This window comes from Promicromonospora umidemergens (assembly GCF_024171995.1).
GTDB classification, from domain to species: domain Bacteria; phylum Actinomycetota; class Actinomycetes; order Actinomycetales; family Cellulomonadaceae; genus Promicromonospora; species Promicromonospora umidemergens.
On the sequence record NZ_JAMTCT010000017.1, the window covers coordinates 103025 to 126781 of the forward strand.

The 23757-nt window shown below is 70.6% G+C and carries 23 protein-coding genes; 8 read left to right on the plus strand and 15 right to left on the minus strand.

The window, feature by feature from the left end:
• Positions 1-2 precede the first annotated feature (2 nt).
• The 3 genes from APR04_RS22410 to APR04_RS22420 all read right to left on the minus strand — a co-directional run bounded on the left by APR04_RS22410 (position 3) and on the right by APR04_RS22420 (position 2956).
• A complete protein-coding gene (locus APR04_RS22410) occupies positions 3-1454 on the minus strand; it encodes a dihydrolipoyl dehydrogenase family protein (protein ID WP_253874488.1) in 1452 nt (483 codons plus the stop codon).
• A gap of 168 nt (positions 1455-1622) precedes the next feature.
• Positions 1623-2273 (minus strand): CDP-alcohol phosphatidyltransferase family protein, encoded by a 651-nt coding sequence (locus tag APR04_RS22415; protein WP_253874490.1) that lies wholly within the window; start codon positions 2271-2273, stop codon positions 1623-1625.
• Positions 2273-2956: a TVP38/TMEM64 family protein gene (locus APR04_RS22420; RefSeq protein WP_253874492.1), complete on the minus strand. Its 684-nt coding sequence runs from the start codon at positions 2954-2956 to the stop codon at positions 2273-2275. The genes APR04_RS22415 and APR04_RS22420 overlap by 1 nt, the downstream gene beginning before the upstream one ends.
• A gap of 92 nt (positions 2957-3048) precedes the next feature.
• Here APR04_RS22420 and APR04_RS22425 point away from each other — a divergent pair, with 92 nt between their 5' ends.
• From APR04_RS22425 to APR04_RS22440, 4 genes are read left to right on the plus strand one after another with little or no spacing between them, the layout of a single operon-like run.
• Positions 3049-4317, plus strand: a complete 1269-nt coding sequence (locus tag APR04_RS22425) for an ABC transporter substrate-binding protein (protein WP_253874494.1) — start codon at positions 3049-3051, stop codon at positions 4315-4317.
• A 10-nt stretch (positions 4318-4327) separates the two neighbouring features.
• Positions 4328-5176 (plus strand): ABC transporter permease subunit, encoded by an 849-nt coding sequence (locus APR04_RS22430; protein WP_253874496.1) that lies wholly within the window; start codon positions 4328-4330, stop codon positions 5174-5176.
• Entirely contained in the window at positions 5173-6024 is an 852-nt protein-coding gene (locus tag APR04_RS22435) for an ABC transporter permease (protein ID WP_253874498.1), read from the plus strand. The genes APR04_RS22430 and APR04_RS22435 overlap by 4 nt, the downstream gene beginning before the upstream one ends.
• Positions 6021-7127 (plus strand): ABC transporter ATP-binding protein, encoded by a 1107-nt coding sequence (locus tag APR04_RS22440; RefSeq protein WP_253874500.1) that lies wholly within the window; start codon positions 6021-6023, stop codon positions 7125-7127. The genes APR04_RS22435 and APR04_RS22440 overlap by 4 nt, the downstream gene beginning before the upstream one ends.
• On the opposite strand, the gene APR04_RS22445 is transcribed toward APR04_RS22440, so the two are convergent.
• From APR04_RS22445 to APR04_RS22465, 5 genes are all read right to left on the minus strand, one after another.
• Complete coding sequence (locus APR04_RS22445) at positions 7107-8534, minus strand: hypothetical protein (RefSeq protein WP_253874502.1); 1428 nt, start codon at positions 8532-8534, stop codon at positions 7107-7109. The genes APR04_RS22440 and APR04_RS22445 overlap by 21 nt on opposite strands.
• Before the next feature lie 69 nt (positions 8535-8603).
• Positions 8604-9377, minus strand: coding sequence for a class I SAM-dependent methyltransferase (locus APR04_RS22450; RefSeq protein WP_253874504.1), 774 nt, complete (start codon positions 9375-9377; stop codon positions 8604-8606).
• A 344-nt stretch (positions 9378-9721) separates the two neighbouring features.
• Positions 9722-10828, minus strand: coding sequence for a flavin-containing monooxygenase (locus APR04_RS22455; RefSeq protein ID WP_253874506.1), 1107 nt, complete (start codon positions 10826-10828; stop codon positions 9722-9724).
• A gap of 149 nt (positions 10829-10977) precedes the next feature.
• On the minus strand, positions 10978-11505 hold the full coding sequence (locus tag APR04_RS22460) for a sigma-70 family RNA polymerase sigma factor (RefSeq protein WP_253874508.1): 528 nt from the start codon (positions 11503-11505) through the stop codon (positions 10978-10980).
• A gap of 477 nt (positions 11506-11982) precedes the next feature.
• Entirely contained in the window at positions 11983-12957 is a 975-nt protein-coding gene (locus APR04_RS22465; protein WP_253874510.1) for a helix-turn-helix transcriptional regulator, read from the minus strand.
• A gap of 76 nt (positions 12958-13033) precedes the next feature.
• On the opposite strand from APR04_RS22465, the gene APR04_RS22470 reads away from it, so the two are divergent.
• Positions 13034-14767 carry an FAD-binding protein gene (locus APR04_RS22470; protein ID WP_253874512.1) on the plus strand — a complete coding sequence of 578 codons (1734 nt, stop codon included), beginning with the start codon at positions 13034-13036 and terminating at the stop codon, positions 14765-14767.
• A 29-nt stretch (positions 14768-14796) separates the two neighbouring features.
• Here APR04_RS22470 and APR04_RS22475 read toward each other — a convergent pair whose 3' ends face one another.
• Together APR04_RS22475 and APR04_RS22480 are read right to left on the minus strand one after the other, a co-directional pair.
• Positions 14797-16050, minus strand: a complete 1254-nt coding sequence (locus tag APR04_RS22475) for a sensor histidine kinase (protein ID WP_253874520.1) — start codon at positions 16048-16050, stop codon at positions 14797-14799.
• A complete protein-coding gene (locus tag APR04_RS22480) occupies positions 16047-16715 on the minus strand; it encodes a response regulator transcription factor (protein WP_253874522.1) in 669 nt (222 codons plus the stop codon). Before APR04_RS22480 ends, APR04_RS22475 begins: the two co-directional genes overlap by 4 nt.
• 259 nt (positions 16716-16974) lie before the next feature.
• On the opposite strand from APR04_RS22480, the gene APR04_RS22485 reads away from it, so the two are divergent.
• Entirely contained in the window at positions 16975-18468 is a 1494-nt protein-coding gene (locus APR04_RS22485) for a SulP family inorganic anion transporter (RefSeq protein ID WP_253874524.1), read from the plus strand.
• Positions 18469-18583: 115 nt separating this feature from the next.
• On the opposite strand, the gene APR04_RS22490 is transcribed toward APR04_RS22485, so the two are convergent.
• The 3 genes from APR04_RS22490 to APR04_RS22500 form a co-directional block, all read right to left on the minus strand.
• Positions 18584-18934: a TraR/DksA family transcriptional regulator gene (locus APR04_RS22490; protein ID WP_253874526.1), complete on the minus strand. Its 351-nt coding sequence runs from the start codon at positions 18932-18934 to the stop codon at positions 18584-18586.
• Between the two features lie 78 nt (positions 18935-19012).
• The gene (locus APR04_RS22495; RefSeq protein ID WP_253874585.1) at positions 19013-19318 is read right to left on the minus strand and encodes a cupin domain-containing protein; all 306 of its coding nucleotides are present in this window, start codon (positions 19316-19318) and stop codon (positions 19013-19015) included.
• A 101-nt stretch (positions 19319-19419) separates the two neighbouring features.
• Positions 19420-19905 (minus strand): RrF2 family transcriptional regulator, encoded by a 486-nt coding sequence (locus APR04_RS22500; RefSeq protein WP_253874528.1) that lies wholly within the window; start codon positions 19903-19905, stop codon positions 19420-19422.
• 112 nt (positions 19906-20017) lie between these two features.
• On the opposite strand from APR04_RS22500, the gene APR04_RS22505 reads away from it, so the two are divergent.
• Both APR04_RS22505 and APR04_RS22510 read left to right on the plus strand, forming a co-directional pair.
• Positions 20018-20818, plus strand: coding sequence for an SDR family oxidoreductase (locus APR04_RS22505; protein WP_253874530.1), 801 nt, complete (start codon positions 20018-20020; stop codon positions 20816-20818).
• A 423-nt stretch (positions 20819-21241) separates the two neighbouring features.
• Complete coding sequence (locus tag APR04_RS22510) at positions 21242-22438, plus strand: alpha/beta hydrolase family protein (RefSeq protein ID WP_253874532.1); 1197 nt, start codon at positions 21242-21244, stop codon at positions 22436-22438.
• 119 nt (positions 22439-22557) lie between these two features.
• Here the strand turns inward: APR04_RS22510 and APR04_RS22515 are convergent, their stop codons facing one another.
• Together APR04_RS22515 and APR04_RS22520 are read right to left on the minus strand one after the other, a co-directional pair.
• On the minus strand, positions 22558-23007 hold the full coding sequence (locus tag APR04_RS22515) for a DUF421 domain-containing protein (RefSeq protein ID WP_253874534.1): 450 nt from the start codon (positions 23005-23007) through the stop codon (positions 22558-22560).
• A gap of 10 nt (positions 23008-23017) precedes the next feature.
• Entirely contained in the window at positions 23018-23503 is a 486-nt protein-coding gene (locus tag APR04_RS22520) for a hypothetical protein (protein WP_253874536.1), read from the minus strand.
• Positions 23504-23757: the final 254 nt, after the last annotated feature.

The following is a 23757-nucleotide window of genomic DNA, read 5'->3' on the forward strand; positions in this document are numbered from 1 at the left end:
CCCTACCTCTTGCTCCAGGCTCGCCGCAGTGCGACGAGCCCGGTCAGGAGCCACCGGGTCGTCGGTGCGGCGAGGCGGTCCTGGACCGCGGAGATCGCCGCGTTCCATACGCCGTCGCCATAGGTGGGGTACGGGTGGGTCGTGCCGGCGAGGTCCGTGGCGGTCAGCCTTTTCCGGACGGCGAGGGTGACCTCGGCGAGCGATTCCCCCGCGCGAGGACCGACGACGGTTCCGCCCAGGATCCGGCCGCGTGCCCCGAGGGCCAGGCGCGAGAACCCATCGGTGCGGCCTTCTGCCTGCGCCCGGTCGACGTCCACGTGCTCGCGCGTGAGCGTCCGCGGGTCCGGACCGCCGTCGTGCGCCCAGGTCGGGGTGCCGACGGCGGCGACTTCCGGATCGGTGAACGTCACCCTTGGGACAGCCGAGGCGTCCACGCGCCTGCGCACGCCAAGGACGGCGTTGCTCGCCGCGAGGCTGCCGTGCACACCGGCGACATGCGTGAACTGGGGATGCGGTGTGACGTCCCCCGCGGCCCAGATCCGCGCGCTGGAGGTGCGCAGCTGCGCGTCGACGGTCACGTACCCCTTCGGGTCGACGTCGACGCCGGCGGCGTCCAGCCCGAGTCCGCCGGATCCGGGACGGCGTCCTACCGCGACGAGCAGGGCGTCGTAGGAGACCTTGCGCTCGCCCGCGCCGTCGTCGACCACGAGCGTGCCGGCGGAACCCGGCTGCCCGTGGGCGGTGACCGCCTGGTGGCCGACCAAGACGTCGACGCCGTCGTGCACGAGCGCCGCGTGGACCAGTGCCGCAGCGTCCGGATCCTCGCGCGGCAGCAGGCGGGGCGCCATCTCGACGAGGGTCACGTGGGAGCCGAGCCGGGCGAACGCCTGACCGAGCTCACAACCGATGCTGCCGCCGCCCATGACGGCGAGGCGGCGGGGGAGCGTGTCGAGATCCCAGACGGAGTCGCTGGTCAGTGGTTCGGCCTCGGCCAGCCCGCGGACCGGGGGTATCGCGGGCTGCCCGCCCGTCGCGATGAGCGCCTGGTGAAAGCTGGTCCGGTGGCCATCGACGTCGACGGACGTGGGGCCGGTGAACACCGCGTCGCCCTGGATGACGTGCACCCCCGCCGCCGTCAGCGCCTCGGGTGTGTCCTGTGGCTCGATCGCCGCGATCGCCGAGCGCACGTGGCGCATCACCTCTGCGAAGTCCGACTCGACACCCGACACGTGCACGCCCAGTGTTGCCGCGCGGCGCGCCTCGGCAGCCCGGCCTGCGGCCGCGAGGAGCGCCTTGCTCGGCACGCATCCCGTCCAGAGGCAGTCTCCGCCGATGCGGTCCCGTTCGACGAGCGCCACCCGGGCACCGAGCCGTGCGGCGGTCTTGGCCGCCACGATCCCGGCGGTCCCCCCGCCGACGACGAGCAGGTCCCAGGGCTGGTGCGGTGCGGTCACGTGTGGCTCCTCGTCATTCGACCCGTCCTGGGCGGACGCGGTCACTGTGGTGGCAACCCGGTCCGGGCGGGCGCCGCTTCCATCAGATCGCGGTAGGAGTGCAGTCGCATGTGAGCAGTGGCGGGTTTGACGTCACGCTCGTACGACGGCTCAGGCCGGCAGGCTCGCTCAGTCCTCGGAACGCTCGGCACCGGCTGCGGGCGCACGCAGGATGCGGTATCCGGTCACCATGCGGTGGCTGCCGCTGAGCAGCACGAGACCGGCCCATACCCAGGCGACGGGGCCGGCGATGGCCGGCGCCAGGACCCAGAGGCTGTGCACCAGGATGGTCTCGGTGCCCTCGGCCAAGCCGCCGAGGAACGACAGGGACCGGCCGTCGTCCAGCCGCCGGCCGGTCCGTTCCGCGATCGAGGAGAACGCCAGGAACGCTGTGCCGTTGATGTAGTAGGCGAGCAGCACGGTCAGGAACGGCAGCACAGAGCCGCCCCAGCCGATCCCGACACCGAGCACGAAGGCGCCGTAGACCGTGAAGTCGGCGGTGATGTCGAGGAATCCACCGGCGTCGCCCGACGTCGTGCCCACACCACGCGCCCGGCGCCGGCGGGCCAGCGGTCCGTCCAGGCCGTCGGCGACGCGCGAGACCAGCCAGAGCACCAGCGCGACGGCCCACCAGGACAGCGCGGCGGCCCCTGCTGCCGCGAGGCCGAGGACGAGCCCTGCCATGGTGACGCGGTCCGGCGTGATCCATTGCCGGTCGATCCGGGCGGCGACGGCGTCCAGGGGTCCGGCCAGCAGGTTCCGTACGGGAGCGTCGAGCATCAGGACTCCTCGGTGGAGACGGGCCGTGCGTCGGCATCGGCTTCCTTGTCGCGTCCGGAGTCGGTCCGCGAACGGCGTCGGGCCAGCACAGCACCGCCCACGCTGAGGACGAGCAGCGCACCGGCGGCCAGCAGGAACTGCCAGGCGCCGGGATCGGTCCCGTAGGCGCCGACCGCGACGTAGGCCACCGTGCCGGGCAGGATCCCGACGGCGGTGGCGAGCAGGTAGGCGGTGAAGCTCACCGCCGTCAGCCCGCTGCCGTAGTTGATGGCGGTGAACGGGACCACGGGGATGAGCCGGGCGACGAGTACAGCCAGGACTCCGTGTCGTCTGACGAGATCGTCGAGCCGGGCCAGGCGTCGCCCGGCGAGACGTGCCACGCCCTCGCGCCCCAGGGCACGGCCGAGCCAGAACGACGCGGTAGCCCCGAGCATCGCCCCGGTCCACACGAGCGCGATGCCCAGCGGGAGGCCGAAGGCCAGGCCCGCCGCGCCGGACAGGACGTTCTTGGGCAGCAGGAGCAGCGTGGCGACCACGTAGCCAGCGATGAACAGGGCCGGCGCCCAGCCGCCGGCTGCCGCGACCTGACCGTGCAGCTCGGTCACCGTGGGCCACGGAACGACGATCAGGAGCAGCACTCCGACGAGCAGGAGCAGCACGAGCCCGGCCAGACGTCCCCACATGTTCATGATTATGGAAGCCCGCGGGCTTCCAGTTGTGTTCCGTTTCCGACCGGCCAGTCTTGTGTGACCGGCACGACGACGAGAGGTATCGGATGAGGCGCACGACGACCCGGAGAACGCGCGCACGAGCGCTGGGCACTCTGGCGACTGCGGCAGCGGTAGCACTCAGCGCCTGCGCGGCCCCCGTCAGCAACCGGACCGGCACCGCAGACGACGGGTACGCCTCCTGGGAAGACGTCGCGGCCGACGCGCGCGGACAAGAGGTGTCGCTATGGATGTGGGGTGGCGACGAGAAGGGCAACGCGTACGTCGACGACGTGCTTGCCCCAGCTGCCGCCGACCAGGGCGTCACGCTGCGCCGGGTGCCGGTCGCCGATACCGCTGACGCCCTGAACCGCGTGGTGTCCGAGCTGCAGGCAGGGCAGGACTCCGACGGCGCCGTCGACCTGGTCTGGGTCAACGGCGAGAACTTCCGCACCGGGCAGCAGGCCGGGGCGTGGGAGTGCGGATGGACCGATCTGCTGCCCAACAGCGCGTACCTCGACCCGACGGACCCCCTGCTGGCCGAGGACTTCGGCACACCGGTCGAGGGCTGCGAGTCGCCCTGGCACAAGGCCCAGTTCGCCCTGGCCTACGACGCCGCTGACGTCCAGCACCCGCCCACGTCGCTCACCGAGCTGTTCGACTGGGCCCGTGCGCACCCCGGGCGCTTCACCTATCCGGCGCCGCCCGACTTCACCGGCTCCGCCTTCCTCCGCCAGAGCCTCTACGAGGTGACCGGTGGCCCGGAGCAGGTCCCGGCAGGCCCCGATGACGACGGCGCCGCAGGCGCCACCTCGGCGCTGTGGGCCGAGCTGGCCGACCTGGAGCCGTCCCTGTGGCGCGGTGGTGACACGTACCCCCGGGATGCCGCCGCGCTGGACGACCTGTTCGCCGGTGACCAGGTGGACTTCACGATGACGTACGGTCCCGCTACGCTCGACGCCCGGGTCGCCGACGGCACGTTCCCGGAGACCACCCGAGTGCTCACCCTCGACGACGGGACCCTCGGGAACGCGAGCTTCCTGGCGATCCCCGCCAACGCCGCTCACCAGGCGGGCGCGATGGTCGTCGCGGACCTCGCTCTGGCGCCCGAACAGCAGCTCGCCAAGGCCGACCCCGCCGTGTGGGGCCAGTACCCCGTGCTCGAACTGGACCGCGTGCCGGACGACCTCGCCGAGCAGTTCGCCGACCTGGCGCCGTCCACGGTCGTACCGCCGTTCGACGAGCTGTCCCGTGGAGCCGATCCAGAGCTCTCGGCCGACTGGGTCGCGCCGCTCGAACGCGGCTGGCGCGACAACGTGCTGACCGGTCAGCGTTGAGCGGGCGCAGATGAACAGGCGGACGGCCTCCTCCCGGCGGGCAGCGCTCCTCGTCCTGCCGGCACTCCTGCCCACGGTGCTGGTGCTCGGCGCAGGGCTCGGCGCCGCCGTCATCCAGAGCCTGGGCCTCCTCCCGCTCGTCGGGAAACCCGAGCTGTCCTCGGCCGCCTACCGTGCCCTCGTCGTGGACGACGTGCTGACCGGCCTGGGAGTCAGTGTCGCGATCGCGGCGGCCAGCACGTCGCTCGCGCTACTGGTCGGGGCGACGGCCGCCGTGCTCGTCCAGCGCTCGCGGATCGGTGGCCTCGCAGCGGTCGCCGCGGCAGTGGTCCCGATCCCGCACCTGGTCGGCGCGGCCACCGTCGGCCTGCTGCTCGCCGACTCCGGGCTCGTCGCGCGGCTCGTCGGAGCACAGCCGGGCACCTTCCCCGCCCTGGTCGGCGGGCCGTGGTGGGTGGCGGTGGTCCTCGAGCTCGCCTGGAAGGAATCAGCGTTCGTCGCCGTCGTCGTGCTGAGCTCGCTCGCCACGACCGAGCGCGACCTCGACGAGGCCGCGGCCGGCCTGGGCGCGGGGCCCTGGCAGCGGCTACGCCGCGTCACCCTGCCCCTGGCGGCACCCGCGCTCGTCGTCTCGGGCACCATCTCCTTCGCGTACGTCGTCGGCTCCTACGAGGTCGCCTGGCTCCTCGGACGCACCTACCCGGAACCGCTGGCCGTCCTGGCATTCCGACTGTTCTCCGACACCGACCTGACCATGCGCCCGCAGGCGCTCGCGGTCGCGGTACTCACGGTCGCCGTCGCCGCGGGCGCCCTGGTGGCCGGCGCGGCACTGCTCCGACGCGTGGCGGTGCTCCGATGACCGCGCTCGTGACGCCCGCCCCTCATGGTCGCTCGGGTCGCCGCGTCCTGCGTGCACGGGTCGAAGCCCGTGCGGCGAAGTGGGGTCGTCGCGCCGGGACCGTCGCCGTCACCGCCCTCCTGCTGGTCCCTTTCCTGCCGATCCTGCTCTGGGCGTTCGCGGACCGGTGGCCCTACCCGGAGCTCGCTCCCACCGTCTGGGGCGTGGGTGGCTGGCTGACCGCGACCGCCCAGGGCGCCTGGCCCGCGCTGACCCGCTCGCTCCTGCTCGGACTGACCGTCAGCGCCATCGCCACGCCCCTCGGCGCGATGGCCGGCCGCGCCCTGGCGCGGGGCCGCGTCCCGTACGGCAAGATGGTCACCGCGCTCCTGCTCGCCCCGGTCGCGGTCCCACCGTTCGCCGTCACGATGGGGCTGACCACGGTGGCGCTACGACTCGGCGTCCCCGGAGTGGTCGCGCTGGTCGCCGTGCTCGTCGTCGCGGCCGTCCCATACACCACCTACATCATGCGCGCCGCCTACGCCGGGTACGACGAAGGCTTCGAGGAGACGGCACGCACCCTCGGCGCAGGGTCTAGGCACGTCCTCCTTCGCGTGCACCTGCCCCTGGTCGCACCTGCCCTCGCCGCGGCAGCCTTCCTCGCCTTCCTCGTCGGCTGGAGCGACTACGTGGTCACCCTGCTCATCGGCGCCGGCCGGATCGTCAGCCTCCCGCTGCTCCTGGGAGCCTCGGCCTCAGCCAGCGGCAACGACCCGACCATCGCCGTCCTGGCCCTGCTGGCCACGATCCCACCCGTGCTCCTCCTGACCGCGGTGACCGTACTGTCCAGACGAAGGACGCAGCGATGAGCGCAACCCTGACCATCACCGGACTCACCCGGTGGTACCCCGCCACCGGCGCCCCCACCCTCGACGCCATCGACCTCACCGTCCCCGCCGGAGGCTGCGTGGCACTCCTCGGTCCCTCCGGATCCGGCAAGAGCACCGCACTGCGTCTCGTCGCCGGACTCGACACCCCCGATTCCGGCACGGTGCTCATCGACGGACGCTCCCTTGCCGGCATCCCGCCCGAACTACGGCACACCGTCCTGGTCTTCCAGAGCCCTCGCCTGTTCCCGCACCTGAACGTGCTCGACAACGTCGCCTTCCCGCTCCTCGTCGCCGGCTCACCCCGCGGCCAGGCCCGCGACGACGCCGCACAGTTCCTCGACCTCGTCGGCCTGACCTCCCTCGCACACCGCCGCCCCGCAACCTTGTCCGGAGGACAGGAACAGCGCGTCGCCCTGGCACGCGCGCTCGCCGCCCGTCCGGACGTGCTGCTGCTCGACGAGCCGTTCAGCGCGCTCGACCCCACGGTCCGGGCCGAGATGCATACCCTGCTGGTCGAGCTGCGGGCTGCCGTCGAGCCGACGATCCTGCTGGTCACGCACGACCAGAACGAGGCGGCGGTGCTCGCCGACACCACCGCGGTCCTGCTCGATGGCCGCATCGCGCAGCACGACCGCATCGATCAGCTCTACGCACGGCCGGTCTCGCTGGCAGTGCACGGCTTCCTCGGCGGGCGCAACGCCGTCGCCGGGCGGGTGGACGACGGCGCGCACCACTCCAGGCTCGGGACGCTAGAGCTCCCGGCCGACGTCGTGGTACCTCGAGGACCGGCCACCCTGGTCGTCCGCCAGGAGGCTATCAGGCTGGTGCCGACCGACCGCCGGGCGGACCTGCTCGGGGTGGTGTCAGCGGTGACCGCCAGGGGCGCCCGGGCACTGGTCGAGGTGACGGTCGCCGGGATGAGCCTGACCACGGAGTCCGGACCGGGGGAGAGGTTCGAGCCGGGGGACCGGGTGGGGGTCGTCCTGCCGCTCGATCAGCGGCACGCAGTGCCGCCCGCTACGTCGATGCGTTCGGGAGAGTCGGGTTCTTCTCGGGATGTCTTACGGCGGGCGACCACGTGACGGGCTCGAGGTGACGTCCACCAGGGGCAGGAGCCGCCGCAGCGCGACGTTCTCGCCCGGATCGAGCACGCCGTGCTGGACGCAGGCCGGGACCAGCCGGTCGGTGTCGGGGTGGGCCATGGTGTACGAGCAGGCACGGAGCCGGTCCTGCGTGGCGCGCACGCCCGGGTCGGCGCTGAGGACGCCCTGTTCAAGCAGCTCCCAGGCGGGCGCGACGTCGGCGGCGTCCATGAAGTTGTGCATGACGAAGGTCAGCGGGCGTGGCAGGTTCCGCGCGACGGCGACCGGCCCGCCCGAGCGTCGCACCGCACGCCGGGCCCAGCCCAGAGCTCCCGCGAAGAGAGCCGGGTTGGCGGCGAGGGCGCGCAGCAGCCGGGGTACGAGCACTCGGGCAGGCGTCGCGCCGACCTGCATCCCGCCCAGGCGCTCGAGGAAGGCGTCCCGGACCGCCAGGTCCGCTGGGTCGGTGTCGTCCAGGAGCGGCACCCAGCGCTCGCCGACGCGCCACCCGTAGGCCGTGCGGTTGCATCGTGGGTCGCCGAACTGCAGTACCTGCCAGGGCAAGCGCGCACCAGCTCCGCGCTCGATCTCGGACCAGACGGCGTCCGGTGTCGCGGAGCGCAGGTCCTCGCGCCACCGGCGCGAGTCCCCGAGGTAGGCCGCGGGCTGGAACGAGAGCATCGAGAACCCGAGGGGCCGGCACTGCCGCACGACGTCGGCCACCTCGTCGAGGTTCGCCGGGGTGACAGTCATGTTGTGAGCGAGGTAGGACCGTACCCCGAGGTCGCGCCGGAGCCGGCTGAACATCTCCGTGAACTCGCGGCGGAACGGCGCGAGCTCGGCCTCGCTGCGCGGCCGTGGCAGGCCGCGGCGACCTCGCATGAGGGAGTCGAAGTGCCCGGCGAAGGACACCCGAGGAAGCCGCACGGTGCCGTCGGCGGACCGGACGAGCTTGCGCAGGTAGTCCTCGTCGACGTCGCCGTGGGTGAAGCTCATCGGCTCCCGACCGTGCCGGCGCATGATCAGCAGCGCCTCGGCGTGCGTGTCGGGGTCGAGCAGCGTGACCTCACCGCCGATGAGCTGGGTGTGGGCCCTGGGGCCGCGCTCCCGCCGGAGGTAGGCGAGCTGTGCCTCGACGTGGGTCAGCGTGTGCTCGGCGTCGATCCGAACCTTGTTGGCGTCCGCCGAGTGGTAGCAGGGGGTGCAGGTCAGGTTGCACTTCGGGAAGACGCCGTGCGTGCCTTCGCACCCCACGGCGTGCCGGCCGAGCAGCTGAGCAGGTGTGCGGACGTCTTCGGGCAGCCTGGCCCACCGCTCGGCCAGGACTGCTCGGCTCTCCACCGATACCGGGCGCGTGCTGGTCCACCAGTGGGCGAGCCGATCGAGCAGGGAATCCCGGTCGGTCATGTCTTCGTCCTCTCGTCACGGTGTCCGATGAGCTCGACGCACGGGCAGGTTCGTGGTCTTCCGAACGTCTCATCCCGGCTTGCGGGCCACCACCCGGAGCAGCGGCAGCGGCAGCTCCCGCCCAGGTCCCGCGATCCCCGCCAGCGCGGCTTCGGCGGCCATCAGCTGTTCAGGGCTTCGGCCGGGTGTGTACAGGGACTGCACCGCGAGGCGTGCGTCAGAGGGTGTCCGTAGGTGGAACGGAAACCGATGGGTCGTGGCCTGCGTAACCACCAGACCTGCCTGTTCCAGGAGCGCGGTGATCCGACGTCGGCCGACGTGCTGCGGCATCGAGCCAGGCCCACGGAGGTGAAGGCTGAGCAGGGCGAGCGGCCGTAGGTCCGTCAGGCGCAGCGGGGCCCGGGCGGGCAGGAGGAACGCGGCCGTTCCGTTCGGGCGCAGCACCCGTGCCACCTCCTCGATCGCTGTGGCAAGAGGCTGGACGAGCATGAGCCCCATCGCGGAGACGACGACGTCGACCGAAGCGTCGGACACAGGCAGGGCGCGTGCATCGCCGGTTACCACTGGACCCCGGCCAAGGGCCTGGGCTGCTCGTACCTCGGCCTCGGAGAGGTCGACACCAAGATAGGTCTTGGCACCGGACAGCCGTGGTCGCAGGGGAGCGTTGCCACAGGCGACGTCGAGCACGCTACCTGGCCGGTCAGCCAACGCGGCGGTGAGCCAGTCGTGGGGCGACCCGAGGAGAGGGTCGCAGGCGCGCTCGAACGCGGCCTCGGTGATGCCCGGTCGCTGTCCGTGGTAAGCCCCAAGATAGGCCGACCACGGTGTCGGGTCCGCGGTCACGGTCGCGCCCCGGAGAGGTCGTCGGCAACAGCGCGCAAGCGCTCGACGGTGTCGTCGGAGTCCGAGCCGCCTGCCCGGTGACACTCGGCAAGAGACCGCATCGACCGCAGCATTGGTTCCACCCTTCGTCGAGCTGCGCGGGCCGTCTCCGAGTCGGCAGAGGCTCCGATCGAGGTTTTGTACGGCGCCCGCTACCCCTGGAAACCCTTCCGCACGGCCGCCGATTCCACCGCCAGGGCCCGGAGCACGCTGAAGGACTGGCGACGGATCCCGCCGGGGCGCACGCACGCCCAGGTCGTGGAAGGGCTGGCTGATCGTGGTCAGCGGGGGAGGGGCGCTCCGGCTCAGTCGAACTGACCCGGCGTGCCTGTCTGGTGTCCCTCGACGTGTGGGCACCGTGCCTGGATGGTCGCGGCCAGGTGGGCGGCGTCGCGCCAGACGAAGCCGAGCAGCGCCGAGCCCGTGGTGTGCATCCACGGTAGGCCTAGGAAGTAGAGGCCGGAGATGGTGCTGACGCCACGGTGGTGGGCGGGGCTGCCCGACTCGTCCAGGGCGCCCGGTATCTGGATCCACGAGAAGTCGGTGAGGAATCCCGTGGCCCAGACGACTGCGTCGACATTCAGAGTGGTGTCGTCGGCGAATCGGACCGACTCACCTTCGGCGTATGTGACCCGCTCGTGCAGTGCGACGCCGGCGGCGGTGAGCCGGCGCAGCGGTAGGCCGATCACGGTGCTGTCGTTGGCGCGCATCCGGCGACCGCGCCAGCTCTCGCCCGGGATGTCGAGGACACCGAGAACGTCCTGCCACCAGAAGAGGTCGCGGCCCAAGGGGCGCTGCGGCACGCTGACGTTGTGCTGACCCCGTGACAGGTGCACGTCACGGCCGCTGTGGACCAGCTCCAACGCGATCTGATAGCCCGAGTTCCCGCCACCGACAACCAGGATGGTCCCGTCGGGCAGCTGTGCCGGTCGCAGATACTCACTGCTGTGGAGCTGGGCGACATGGCTCGAGAGGTCGTCGGATGACGCCGGGACGGACGGGGTCTGGAACGGACCAGTGGCCACCACGACGTGAGCGGCTTCCCATGGTCCCGCGGTCGTCTCCGCGCTGAACCCGCGTCCTGTCCGGCGCAGTGCCGTGACCCGCGTGCCGACCTCCACCGGGAGGTGCAGCTCAGCGGCGTACTCTTCGAGGTGGTGGGCGATCGTCTCCTTGCCGGGATAGGACCATGGCGGTACTGGCAGCGGCATACCGGGCAGGTGCGCGTAACGCGCAGGGGTGAACAGCCGCAGCGAGTCCCACCGCGATCGCCAGCTGTGCCCGACGCGGTCGCCCGCCTCCAGGATGGTGAACTCGCGGCCGGTGCGTCGCAAGCGCTCGCCCATCGACAGGCCTGCCTGGCCACCGCCGATGACCAAGACGTCGACCGTGCGGGTGACGGGGCGGGTCACGGTGCCGACAACCGTTCCATCACGCTTTCTGCCGTCTGTGCTCGGCCACCGCAAGAGAAGCAACGGCCCAGCAGGCGGTCAAGACATCCCTGTGCCGAGATCATCGAGTACAAAGTACGCGGATTTTCGCTGGTGGGCCCGGAACGTCGTCAGCCACGGGACAACCCCAGCGATTCGCGCAGGCGGCCGAGGCCGTCGCGGATGTGGGCCGTGATGGTCGGGAGCCCTGCGTCGAGATGCTCGGCGATCTCGCGGTAGGTGAGGCCGCCGTAGTATGCCTCGACGATGGCCGCGCGCTGTGTCGGGGCCAAGGAGTCGAAACAACGGCGCACGGATTCGCCCTCGGGCCGGCGCTCGAGCTTTTCGGCGGCGTAAGCATGAGCCACGTCCGCGACGGTCGCGTCGAGCTTGGGCTGGTTCATGTCCTGCCAGGACCGCTCGGCACGGACGCGGTCCACCGCCCGCTGGCGAGCGATCATCGCGACCCAGGTGCTAGCAGAAGTGCGCGCGGGGTCGAACTGAGCAGCGGTCTGCCACACCTCCACCATCACGTCCTGCGTCACCTCGGCAGCGTGATTCGGATCGGGCAGCACGCCGAGCGAGACGCCGAAGGCAAAAGGGGCCAGCGCGTCGTAGACCGGGCCGAAGACCGCTGGGTCTGCGCCGGCGCACGCCACCAGGGCGGAGTCGACGGAACCCGGGGCCGGCGGGACCGGTGGCCTTCTGGATCGTTGCTTGACGCCCCGAGCGGTCCGTCGTACGGCCCGCCAGTACAGGCCTGTGAACTCGCTCAGGTCCGTCCTCCTCTTCGTGGCGGTGGGTGATGCTCTCCGATGCTGCACCGTCGAGCGAGACCGCGCATCTGGGCGAGCGCTCCGTTCCTGTCCGCCTCCGCCCGCCGCCCACCGGGGAGGAGCGAGGCCGTGGACGTCAACGAGCTGCTGGACCCTGCGCCCGAGCGGGGAACCGCCCAGGTCAGCCGTGTGTCGGTGTCGCGTCACACACGACCTGCTTCGGCGTCATACCGACCTCCATACGGAAGCGGTCACCCTGGTGCCGTCGACTCCACCCGAGCTCGGCCGCCAGGAACCCGATCTCGACCTGACCGCGGTGAATGTGAGCCGCGAAGGGCTCGGTTCACATCCACCAGAGATTCAGACAATGGTGTAGGCCTCCGCCAGCTCCGAGACGGCACGCGCCATCTCCGTGCGGGCTTCCGGAGGCCCAGCCACCTGGACATCGGCGCCGAACTGGAGCAGGTGACGGACGGCCTCCACGACGGGATAGAGCATCTCGACCTGTAGCCACTCCGTGTCCGGCTCCGTGTCCGGCTCCGAGACCGGTGGCCCGGTGAAGTAGGTGCCGGCGATGCGAGTCACCATGTCCAGGCGCGTGCGCCGCAGCCGGACGGCGACCCGGACGCCGCCACTTCGATCCTCGACCTCGCGGCGCAGATCCTGCCAGACATGGACCAGCTCAGTTCCGGGCCGGCGGCGCGCCTCGGTCTCGGCGACGCTGACCGCTGACAGCCGGTCGGTGCGGAAGAGCCGCGGCGTGCCGCCGTGGTCGGCGACCAGGTACCAGGTGCCGGCCTTGGCCACCAGCCCGTAGGGGTCCACTGTGTACGAGCGGAGCACGGCCTGGCCGCTGTGGCGATAGCGGATGCGTAGCCGACGATCGCTCAGGACCGCGGCGTACAAGGCTTCCAGGTCGGTCTCGTGGCTGGCGGGGGCGTACCAGCGGTCAGGGTCGACAAGGATGCGTCGCCTGGTCAGCTCAGCCACTGGACGGTGCGGTGCGGGTAGTGCGGCCATCACTTTGCGCAGCGCGGAGCCGAGAGCCTGGTCGAGCCCGAGTGCTGAGTGGGCGCTCTGCGAGGCCAGCACGAACAGCGCACGTGACTCGTCGGTCGTCAGACCGGTGACGTCGGTCCGGAACCCGGCCAGGAGCCGGATGCCGCCGGCTCTGCCCCGCTCCGCATACACCGGGACACCAGCCGCCGACAGCGCTTCGACGTCGCGGTAGATGGTGCGCTGCGAAACCTCCAGCCGCTCGGCCAGCTCCTTCGCGGAGACCTGGTCACGGTGCTGGAGCAGCAGCATGATCGACAGAAGGCGGTCGAACTTCACCCGCACATAATATGACAGCAGGCGTCATATTTGCGCTCCATGCTCGCTCCTGTCGGCACTACCAAGGAGCGGAACTGTGGAACGTCATCTCATCAACACCCTTGCCGCAGCAATCGAGGGCCCCGTGCTGTTGCCGGGCCAGGACGGCTACGACGAGGAACGGACAGGCTTCAACCTGGCCGTGCGGCACCACCCCGACGTGATCGTCGGGGCCACGCAGACGAAGGACGTGGTCGCAGCCGTGGCCTTCGCTGCCGAGCAGGGTCTGCCGGTAGCCGTCCTGGGCACCGGACACGGCTCCTCGACGGCTGCCGAGGGCGGGCTGCTCATCACCACGCGACGGATGTCCACCGTCCACGTCGACCCGGAGACCCGCCGCGCACGCGTCGGGGCCGGCGCCCGTTTCGAGCATGTCGTGCCTGAGGCGGCCCGGTACGGACTGGCACCCTTGAACGGATCGGCCCCGCACGTAGGGGTGGTCGGCTACACCCTCGGCGGAGGGCTCCCGCTGCTCGGACGCAGCCACGGCTGGGCGGCAGACCAGGTGGCAGCCATGGACGTGGTGACCGCCGACGGACGGCTGCACCACGTCACCCCGGCCGGCGAACCGGACCTGTACTTCGCGCTGCTCGGGGGGCGGGACAACTTCGGCGTCGTCACACAGATGGAATTCGGCCTGGTCCCGGTCGCTCGGCTCTTCGGCGGCGGGCTCTTCTTCGACGCCGGACAGACGCCCGGCCTGCTGGCGGCGTACCGGGAGTGGGCCGCCACCGTGCCGGACGAGATGAACTCGTCCGTCGCGCTCATTCCGTTCCCCGACGACCCGCAGGTGCCCGAACCCCTGCGCGGGCGGCACGTCTGGCACCTGCGGATCGCCTTCACCGGTTCCCCCGAGGACGGTGCCCGCATCGTCGCGCCGCTCCGCCAGGTCGGCTCGCTGCTGCTGGAGACCCTGCACGACATGCCCTACGAGCAGAGCGCCGAGATCCACGACGACCCACCGGTGCCCATGCCGTGGGCGGCCGACGACGCCCTCTTGTCGGACCTGGACGACGACGCGGTCCGGACGATCCTCGAGCACGCAGGCCCCGGAGCGGACCTGCCCGTCATCGTGGAGCTCCGCCACCTCGGCGGCACGCTGGCCCGCCGAGCCGAGCACCCGAACGCCGTCGGCCACCGCGAAGCGCGCTTCATGCTGGCCGCGCTGGTCCCCTTGACCGGCGTCTCTCCCGCCGACGCACAGGCCCACCTCGAGCGCCTGTTCACAGACCTGGAGCCTTGGACGAGCGGCCGGTTCCTCAACTTCATGGGCCACGGCGCCGCCGCCCGTCAGGACCTGGTCGCCACCGCGTACACCTCGGCCGACCACAGGCGGCTCACCGCCCTGAAGGAGGAGTACGACCCCGGGAACGTCTTTCGCCTCAACTACAACATCCCGCCGCGCGCCCCCGGCCCAGACCTGCCCACGACCACGACGGAGCAGTCCGTCACGTTCATCAACATCTTCGAGATCTCGGCGGAGCATCACGACGCGTTCATCGCCCAGTGGGAGCGACGCGCCGCGCTCATGAGCACCAAGCCAGGATTCATCGACTCCCGGCTCCATCGGGCTCGTTCGTCGCAGACCCGGTTCCAGCTCGTCAACGTGTCCCACTGGGCAAGCCAGGAGGCCCTCGACGCCGCCGGTACGGACCCTGAGTTCCGTGAACGCACCCAGGCCGCGCGAGAGAGCTCGGACACACCGGTCATCTCGAGCCCTGGCCTGTACGACGTCGCGGTCGCGCTCTCCCCCGCGGAGAACCCGACGTAGTCGCAGCACCAGGACCTCGCTCACGTAGCTCAACTCTTCGATGCATGCCGATCACGCTCTGGCGCGGGCCCCGTCGCGGCACGGTGGCGCTCCTGGGGGCCCGACGTGGGGAACACCAGTGCGAAGGTCGCGCCGGACCCGGGAGCGCCGTCGATCGTCAACGTACCGCCGTGGGCGCTGATGATCTCGTTGACGAGTGCGAGGCCGAGTCCGAGGCGTATCCTGCCCGCTTCCTTCTTCGATCCGCGGCGGAACCGTTTGATCAGCTCACGCGCGAGAGCTGGGTCGAGACCTTCGCCGTCGTCGATCACGGCGAGGCCAACCTCGGTGCTGCGTGATCGCAGGGCGATCACGACTCGGCCGCCCGGGCGCACGTGTGCCAACGCATTGTCGACGAGGGAGGAGACCGCGCGTCGCAGGGCGCTGGTGGTGCCCTTGACGACGTAGCTGGTGTCGGGTCGGGCGTCGACAAGGAGCTCGACGCCCGCGAGCTCGGCCCGGGCGGCGAACGAGGCTCGCACCTCCTGCGCGAGAGCGTTCAGGTCGACGGGCACCCGGGGGAGCGGCCGGTGCTGGATCTCCGCGGTGAGAAGAAGGTCGTCGACGACCTCTGCAGCGATCTTGGCGTCCTGGGCCAGCTGCTCCAGCTCCAGCCGCTGTGCCTGGTCGGCCGCCGATCCGCGGAGCAGAAGCTGGGCGCGGGTCAGCACGATGGCCAGTGGAGTCCGAAGCTCGTGGCTGACATCGGAGACGAAGTGTCGTTGCGACGCCAAGGCCTCGCCCAGCGAGCGGACGGCACGGCGGCCGAATGCCCAGCCGAGCGCCGCGGATGCCAGGACGCCGAGGGCGCCGGCTGCCAGGGAGAACCGGGCGAGCCGTTCGGTCTCCTCCTGCTGTTCGACGAAGTTCATGATGGCGGTGACGCGGGTGCCGTCGGCCGCTTCTCCGACATAGGCGAGGAACGGGTTGCCACAGATATCGACGCGCGACTGCCCGTCGGGCAGGCGTGCTGCGGTCTCGCGCACGTGGCGCTCCGGGCAGCTGGTGGGCATGCCGTCAAGGACCACGGTGTCGGTGCCGTCCAGGGTGACGTGGTGACTCCCGGCCTCGGCGACCTTGGCGTGCAGCTTGTTCTCGGACGCATCGCGCCGAGCCTCGAGACCGACCACGTACACCAGGGCGATCACCGCGGACACCACGATCGCGACCGCTGCGCCGGTCTGGAGCGCGACGGCCAGTGACGCCCTGCGCAGCAGCCTACGGTCGCTGATCGCAGCGCTCACGCAGGCCCGAGCCGGTAGCCAAGGCCGCGTACCGTGCGGATCATGCCGTGGCCGAGCTTGCGTCTCAGGTAGTAGATGTAGGTGTCGACGGCGTTCGGGCTGTCCGCGTTCTGGAAGACCCGCCGGTGGAGCTCCTCACGGCTACGGACGCGGCCCGGGTTGGCGGCGATGACGCGCAGCAGCGCGCACTCCTTGGCGGACAGCTCGACGGGTTCGGCGCCGGGGGACAGCACCCGGCGGGTCGAGACGTCGAGTGTGCGGCCGCCGAGATCGATCATGGGCGACGTGTCGGTGTGCCGGCGCAGGAGGGCGCGCAGGCGCGCCAAGAGCTCGTCGCTGTCGAAGGGTTTGACGACGTAGTCCTCAGCGCCGGAGTCGAGACCCTCTACCCGGTCCTCGGTGGTACCTCGTGCGGTGAGCAGCATCATCGGCGTCGTGATCCCACGGCTGCGGAGGCGGCGGACCAGATCGACCCCCTCCATCGCGGGAAGCGTGCGATCGATGACCAGGGCGTCCCACCGGCCGGTCAGCCCGTTGTGCAGCCCGGCCTGGCCGTCGAAGACGGGTACCACCTCGTAGCTCTCCGCGGTGAGCAAGCGGACGAGCAGCTCCGAGAGGCGTCTGTCGTCCTCGACCAGCAGCACACGGCGAGCGTCGAGGTCCATGCGCCGATCGTCTCACCCGCGCTCTGAGGTTGCTCTGAGATTTGGTGCAGAGACTTGATCACAGCCGGGACTTGTCGGTTCCCGGTCGCGATCCGTCGCGGGTCGCCGTGCACCTCACCTACCCAGCGTTTCGCACCACCGTTGACGACCGATGCGCTCAGGGGGCGCACAGGGGGTATCTGATGCAGCATCTTCTCGACCACGCCCGTTCCTTCCCGAACCAGGTCGCCCAGCAGCGCGACCACGTCGAGGTGCTCGGGTGAGCGCCCTTCGGAGCGCGGCGGCGCACGCGCCGTCGTCGAGGCGCGGGACGTTCCTGGCCGACCTGACCGCGTCATTCGTGGTCTTCCTGGTCGCGGTGCCGCTGTGCGTGGGGGTGGCCGTCGCCTCCGGCGTACCGGCCGAGCTGGGCCTGGTTACCGGCATAGTCGGTGGCCTGGTCACCGGGTTCCTCCCCGGCAGCAGCCTGCAGGTCAGCGGCCCGGCTGCCGGACTGACGGTGCTGGTCTACCAGGCGGTGCAGCAGTTCGGCATCTCGGCGCTGGGGGTCCTGGTGCTCGCCACCGGGCTGCTCCAGCTCATGATGGGTGCGCTCCGTCTGGGCCGCTGGTTCCGGGCCATCTCGGTCTCCGTCGTCGAGGGGATGCTCGCGGGGATCGGGCTGGTGCTGATCGCCGGTCAGCTCTACGCCATGGCGGGGCTCAGCGCGCCCAGCGAAAGTCTCGCGAAGATCGTCGGACTTCCCGGCATGCTCGTCGACACGTGGGGCTCCGGGACCGCACTGACGTCGTTGGTGCTCGGCCTGGGCACGATCGTCGTGCTCGTCCTGTGGAAGAAGATGCCACAGCGGTTGCGGGCCGTACCCGCGCCCCTGGCCGCGGTCGGGTTGGCGATCGTCGCCGGCGCGCTGCTCGGGCCGTCGGTGGACAAGGTAGAAGTCCATGGTCTGCTGGATTCGATCCAACCGCCCGGCCTCAGCGACTTCAGCCGGCTCGCCGAGCTCGGAGTGATCGGCACGATCCTCGCCTTCACGCTGATCGCCTCGGCCGAGAGCCTGTTCAGCGCCGCCGCCGTGGACCGCCTCCACGACGGGCCACGGACGCGGTACAACCAGGAGCTCATGGCGCAAGGAGCAGGCAACGCCGTATGCGGTGTGCTCGGTGCCTTGCCGCTCACAGCGGTCATCGTCCGCAGCGCGGCCAACGTTCACGCCGGTGCGAGGACAAAGGCCTCCCGGGTGCTGCACGGGGTCTGGCTGCTGCTCTTCGCCGCTCTGGTGCCTGCGGCTCTCGGCCTCATCCCTGTTGCGGCTCTGGCTGCGGTGCTGGTGCACGCCGGGATCAAGCTGATCCCGCTGGCGGAGATCCGTCAGCTGTGGCGTACGCACAGGGGCGAGGCGCTCGTCCTCATGGCGACCGCGCTCGCGATCGTCTCGGTGGGCATGTTCGAAGGGGTGCTGGTCGGACTGGCTCTTTCGGTCGTCAAGACCGCCTGGGACACCTCCCGCGTGCACCTGGAGGTGAGCGACGAAGGCCACGACCCGCTCGTCGCGCGTCTGAGCGGCAGCGCGACGTTCCTGCGCCTGCCCAAGCTGCTCGACCAGCTGGAGGCCCTGCCTCAGGACCGGCCCGTCGAGGTCGATCTGTCCGGCCTGCACCATCTCGATCATGCCTGCCGCACCTCGCTGGAGAACTGGGCTGCGCGACACAGCGCCGAGAGCGTCCAACCGGTGCGGTTCGCTCGGGAGCTGTGAGCGAGCGCCGGCGCGGAGCACACCGAGGTCGAGACGCTCGTGGTCTTGACCGGGTCGGGAGAGCAGGTCGCCGTCAGCACACCAGGAGTGGTGCTTGTCGACAACGCGGTGTCAGCTAGCCGGCGGCGGCGCAGCCGATGCAGGTGCGGGCCGTGGGCCGGGCCAGCAGGCGGTCACCTGCGACTGCTCGTCCGCAGCGTTCGCAGTAGCCGTAGCTGCCGGCGGCGATCCTCGCGAGCGCGGCGTCCACGTCGGCCAGGTGGTCTCTGGCCGCAGCGAGCAGCGTGCTCGCCTGTGAGCGTTCGAAGGCGATCGTCGACCCTTCGGGGTCGTGCTCGTCGTCGGACGCGGTGAGCTGCGACGCCTCCACCATCGAGGCGATGTTGCCGGAAAGCGAGGAGATCAGATCGGTCGTGCGCTCGCGGTCGGCGATCAACAGCCCATGGATCTCGGTGATCGGAGGCATTCTCCCGCCGCCTTCCTGACGAATCTCGGGCCTGTTTCCTCTCGCAGGCTACCGGTGACGGTGGCCCGCCAGGATCTCTCAGCGGGTGGGCTGGGCCCTGATGTGGACTCGTTCTCCTTGGCCGCCGAAGATGCTGAGGACTTCGACCGCACCAGCGCCGGTGGAACCGGACCAGTGGGGGTGTTGGGTGTCGAACTCGGCGACTTCGCGGGGCCCGAGTGTGGCGTCGTAGTCACCGAGGACGAGGCGCAGGCGGCCGCTGAGCACGTAGAGCCATTCATGACCAGGGTGCGTGCGGGTGAGCGGGTCTGATTCGTTCGTCGGGATGGTCAGCTTGTACGCCTTGGGTTCCGCCTGTCTCCGGCGGCGGCCATTCAGCAACATTCGTTGCTGAAAGCGGGACGACCTGCTGTGGATGCAGGCCGACAACGGGGGAGGTCAGCTCACGATGCTCTGGGCCGCATGGAGGTCCGTCGCGATGCGGATCAGCTGGGCCAGATGTGAGGCCCGGGGGCGAGGAGGCGCCGGTTGCGTTCGGGGATCTCTGCCGGGAGCGACCCGACGAGCTCGGCCACGCTCACGGACCGAAGGCTGTCCTGCCAGGCGGTGTGCGCGGCGTCCATGGTCGCGGCCAGCGCGCACCGTTTGCCGCACTCCTCGGCTGGAAGCGCACCGCGCCCCTGCCGACGGATCTCGCGGCACTGGTAAGGGTTGCCACGACCCTCGATCGCCTCCACCACGTCGAGCACGGTGATCCGTGCCGGCGGACGCCCGAGACGGAACCCGCCGCGTGGACCGGTCGTACCCGAGAGGACCCCTGCCCGGACGAGCCGTGCGAGCTGCTTCGCAAGATACGCGGGTGGCAGATCGAAGTGTTGGGCGAGCTGCGCCGTGCTCACCGTGGTGCCGGGCACCTGCGCGAGAAGCGTCGTGCAGTGCAGCGCCCACTCCAGGCTCTCCGGCAGCTTCATGCCGCAAGACTAACGAGCAGCACGGCCCGGCCGAACCCGCGCACGCAGCAGCCCTCGACCATATTTACGCTATTGTCGCGCTCTAATATCCATAATTGCGAGAGGGGTCGCCGTGCGCATCGCAGTCGTCGGAGCCACCGGCAACATCGGAAAGCTCACCCGGAGCGCCTTGGAGCGCGCTGGCCACGACGTCGTACCCATCAGCCGGAGCCATGGGGTCGACGCGTTGTCGGGCGCCGGCCTGGCGGGCGCGCTGGCCGGCGTGCACACCGTCATCGACGCCACGAACTGCACCGCGAGCCTGGAGTCGGAGAACGTCCGCTTCTTCACCACGGTGACCGAGAACCTGCTGGAGCAGGGACACCGGGCCGGCGCCGGGCACCACGTCACACTGTCGATCGCCGGGGTCCAGAAGGTCCGCGGCAACGCGCACTACGCGGGCAAGCGTGCACAGGAGGCGGCGGTCGAGGCCGGGGACGTCCCTTACACGATCGTGCCGGCCACCCAGTTCCACGACTTCGCCGCGATGGCCGCCTCCTGGTCCGAGCGCGACGGCGTGGCCGAGATAGCCCCGCTCCTCATCCAGCCGGTCGCACCCATCGAGGTCGCCGCCGTGCTCGCCGACGTCGCGACAGGCACGCCGCAGGGCCGGCACGTCGACGTCGCCGGCCCGGACCCGCACGACCTCGTCGACATGGCCCGCCGCACCTATGCCGCGCGCGGGGTACCCATCCGTCTGGTGCCGACGTGGGACGGCGGCATCTTCGACTCGACCATGGCGGGCGACGTGCTCCTGCCTGGTGCGGACGCGAGGATCACCTCGACGTCGTTCGACGACTGGCTTGCCGAGGAGCGAGCGCGGCGGCACCGGACGGACCGACCCCCGTCCCGGCACGGCTCCCGGGTCAGGTGACGACGGCTGCCAGGAGCCGGTCGAGCACACGGTGCGCACCGATCGCGGTGGCGACCTTCCATCGGCGTGGCCCTCGATGTAGGCCACTCGGGAGCGGTCACCGATCACGGTGTGCAGGTGCCGGTTGCCAGGCTGGGTCGTCGTCAGTGGGCTCTGCCTGACAAGCGCTTCCTCGACGGGCCCATGAACAAGGCCACGAGCGAGGTTGTGCCGGGCTGTCCGCCACGCGGGCCATAACCTCGCCAGGTCCACCGTCGCCGCAGGTCACCGACCTGATCTACCGCTGCGGTGTGACAAGACGCCGGTGGTGGGGCTACCCCACGATGCGTTCGGAGGAACACACCATGTCGGCGGCCCGAGGCCGCGCGGAAGGCTGTTCGCATGTTCTTCAGACGAGAAAACCGATCCACGTCCCGCGCCTTTGTGGCTCTGACCTCCATCGTCGCAGTGGGCCTGAGCGCCGCGTGCAGCACGGCCCCTGTTGCGGTCCCGCCCGCGTCCAACCAGGAGCCGGAGTCGGCGTCACGCGGTGCCGTGCTCTCCGTGACGCAGGTGGCTGACCTGAATCCTGCCGAGGTCACGGCGCACCTGCGCCAGGCCGAGATCGACGCCAGCGCGGTGCGTCACGGCGTCACGGCGTACCGCGTGGTGTACAGCACGATCGATGTCGGCGGTGAGCCCACGACAGCAAGCCAGCTGGTCGCGTTCCCCCAGACCGAGGAGAGCGATCTGCACGTGGTGTCGTGGCTGCACGGCACCACGGTGTACCGGCGTGACGTCGCCTCGATGAACGACGCGTCCACCGACCGGGCTGCGGCACTGCTGTTCGCCTCGACCGGACGCGCCGTGTCCGCCCCGGACTACCTGGGACTGGGCGAGAGCCCGGGCACCCATCCCTACGGGCACCCGGAAGCGACGGTCTCCGCGTCGCTCGACGCACTGCGGTCGGCCAGGGAGCTCGCTGGCCGGCACGATCGGACGTTCGACGAGGAGGTGCGGATCAGTGGGTTCTCTCAGGGTGGACCGGCCACGATGCTCCTCGGGCGCGCGCTGCAGGAGGGCATCGACCCGTCGTTCGAACTCGGCGCGCTCGCCCCGATAGCCGGTCCCTTCGACCTGAGCCAGTTCGAGGCCGACGCCGCCGACGACAAGATCACCATGGCCTCGCTCTACCTGGCCTACTTTTCCATCGCGTGGGACCGTATGTACGACCTGTACGACACACCGGAGAAGGCATTCCGTGCGCCGTATGCAGCGCAGGTGGAGGAACTTCTCAACGGCGACCACAAGACGCAGGAGATCGCCGGTGCGCTGCCGCCGAGGTCCGAGGACCTCTTCACCGAGAAGTTCCTCGACTCGGTGCGTCACCCGCGCGGGGACCTGCGGGAGAAGCTCCGCACGATGGACACCACCTGCGACTGGCGCCCCGACGTCCCCGTGCACATCTTCCACGCCACGGGTGACCAGGACGTTGCCTTCGAGCATGCCAGGCACTGCCAGCGGCAGCTGGTGTCCAACGGCGCCGAGCAGCGGCTGACCGACGTCGGTGACGTCGACCACAACGGCACCGTGCGGGCCGCACTGCTGCAGGTCGTACGAGAGTTCAGCCGCGGAGACTGACCGCCTCCACGGACGCTCGAAGAGAGCCGATCTGGCGGGTCCGCCGTCGCACTGTGCGTGACAGCGGACCCGCCCTAGCCGGAACCGGCCGCCGCCCACCACCCGGGACGGGTCGGGCGTCAGGTACTGCTCTTCGGCACGATGCTGATGCCGCCGGAGGCTTCCAGGACGGCCCACTTGATCTGGTCCATCCGCTCCAGGCCCTGCGACGCCCGAGCCGCGCTGAGCACGTCGTCGGTCGTGATCTGCTCCTTGGTCATGGCCTCCTGGAGCGGTCGGCCGTTCTCGACGACGATCACCGGGAGGCCCTCGGCGACGCGCTTGAACCGGGGTAGGCGCCACGAGGCGTAGTCGAACAAGCGCTCGAGCAGGACAAGAGTGGCGATGACCAGGGCGGCTTGCGTGATGGAGAAGTCCTCGCCGAGAAGCGCTTGCTGGGTCGCCTCGCCGACGATGAGCAGGATGATGAAGTCGAACGTGGTCACCTGGGCCATCGACCGCTTGCCGGTCAAGCGGAAGATGACCAGCAGGACCACGTAGATCGCCACGGCGCGCAGGACAGCATCCATCGAGGCCTCCTCAGGGTAGGACGAACTGCGAGAACGAGACGGACCGGCCGGCGACGGTGACCTCACCGCGCAACATGCCGTACTCCTGGGGCCGGAAGCCCACGGTCACCTCGAGATGATCGGTGTCTTCCACGGCGAACTCCAGCACGAGCCCGCCCGCCGCGATCCTCTGCTCCGTGGGCTCAGGCGAGATGCCTTGGACGTCGACGCCGCCGGGCCAGGCCCCGGTGAGCTCCACGGTGACGGTGCCGCCAGAGACCGCCTCGGGCCCGAACGCCAGGGTCATGCTGTCGTCGGCCTCGTGGTGCGTGACGCGGTCGAACGCGACGGTCACGACGCCGTCGGCGCTGTCCCTCTCGGTCCAGCTCAGCGGCCCAGTGCCAAGGAGCCCAGCCAAGGCCGCCATGACGATCAGCACGAGGAGAACGGTGCCGCTGCGCTGCCACACCCACTCACGGCGCTGGAAACCCTCGTCCTGCTCGATGTCCAGACCCATCGGGCCCCCTCAGCTCGCCTGTCTCCGTGTTCAACTCCAGCAGCGTGGCCCGTACCCACCTCGCTCGCACGTCGCCGAGCCGCAGGTCGGTGAGGCGTTCGGGCGCCCTCTCCAGCGGCGGTGTGCAGACCGATATCACCGGTTCAACCAGTCGCCGCCGAATGGCTGGCGCACTTCCGCCAGCCACCAGCCACAAGCCGGTTCGGACCGGCTTACCTGGCCCGCGTCGGTATGGTCCGGCCACTGGTACGCGC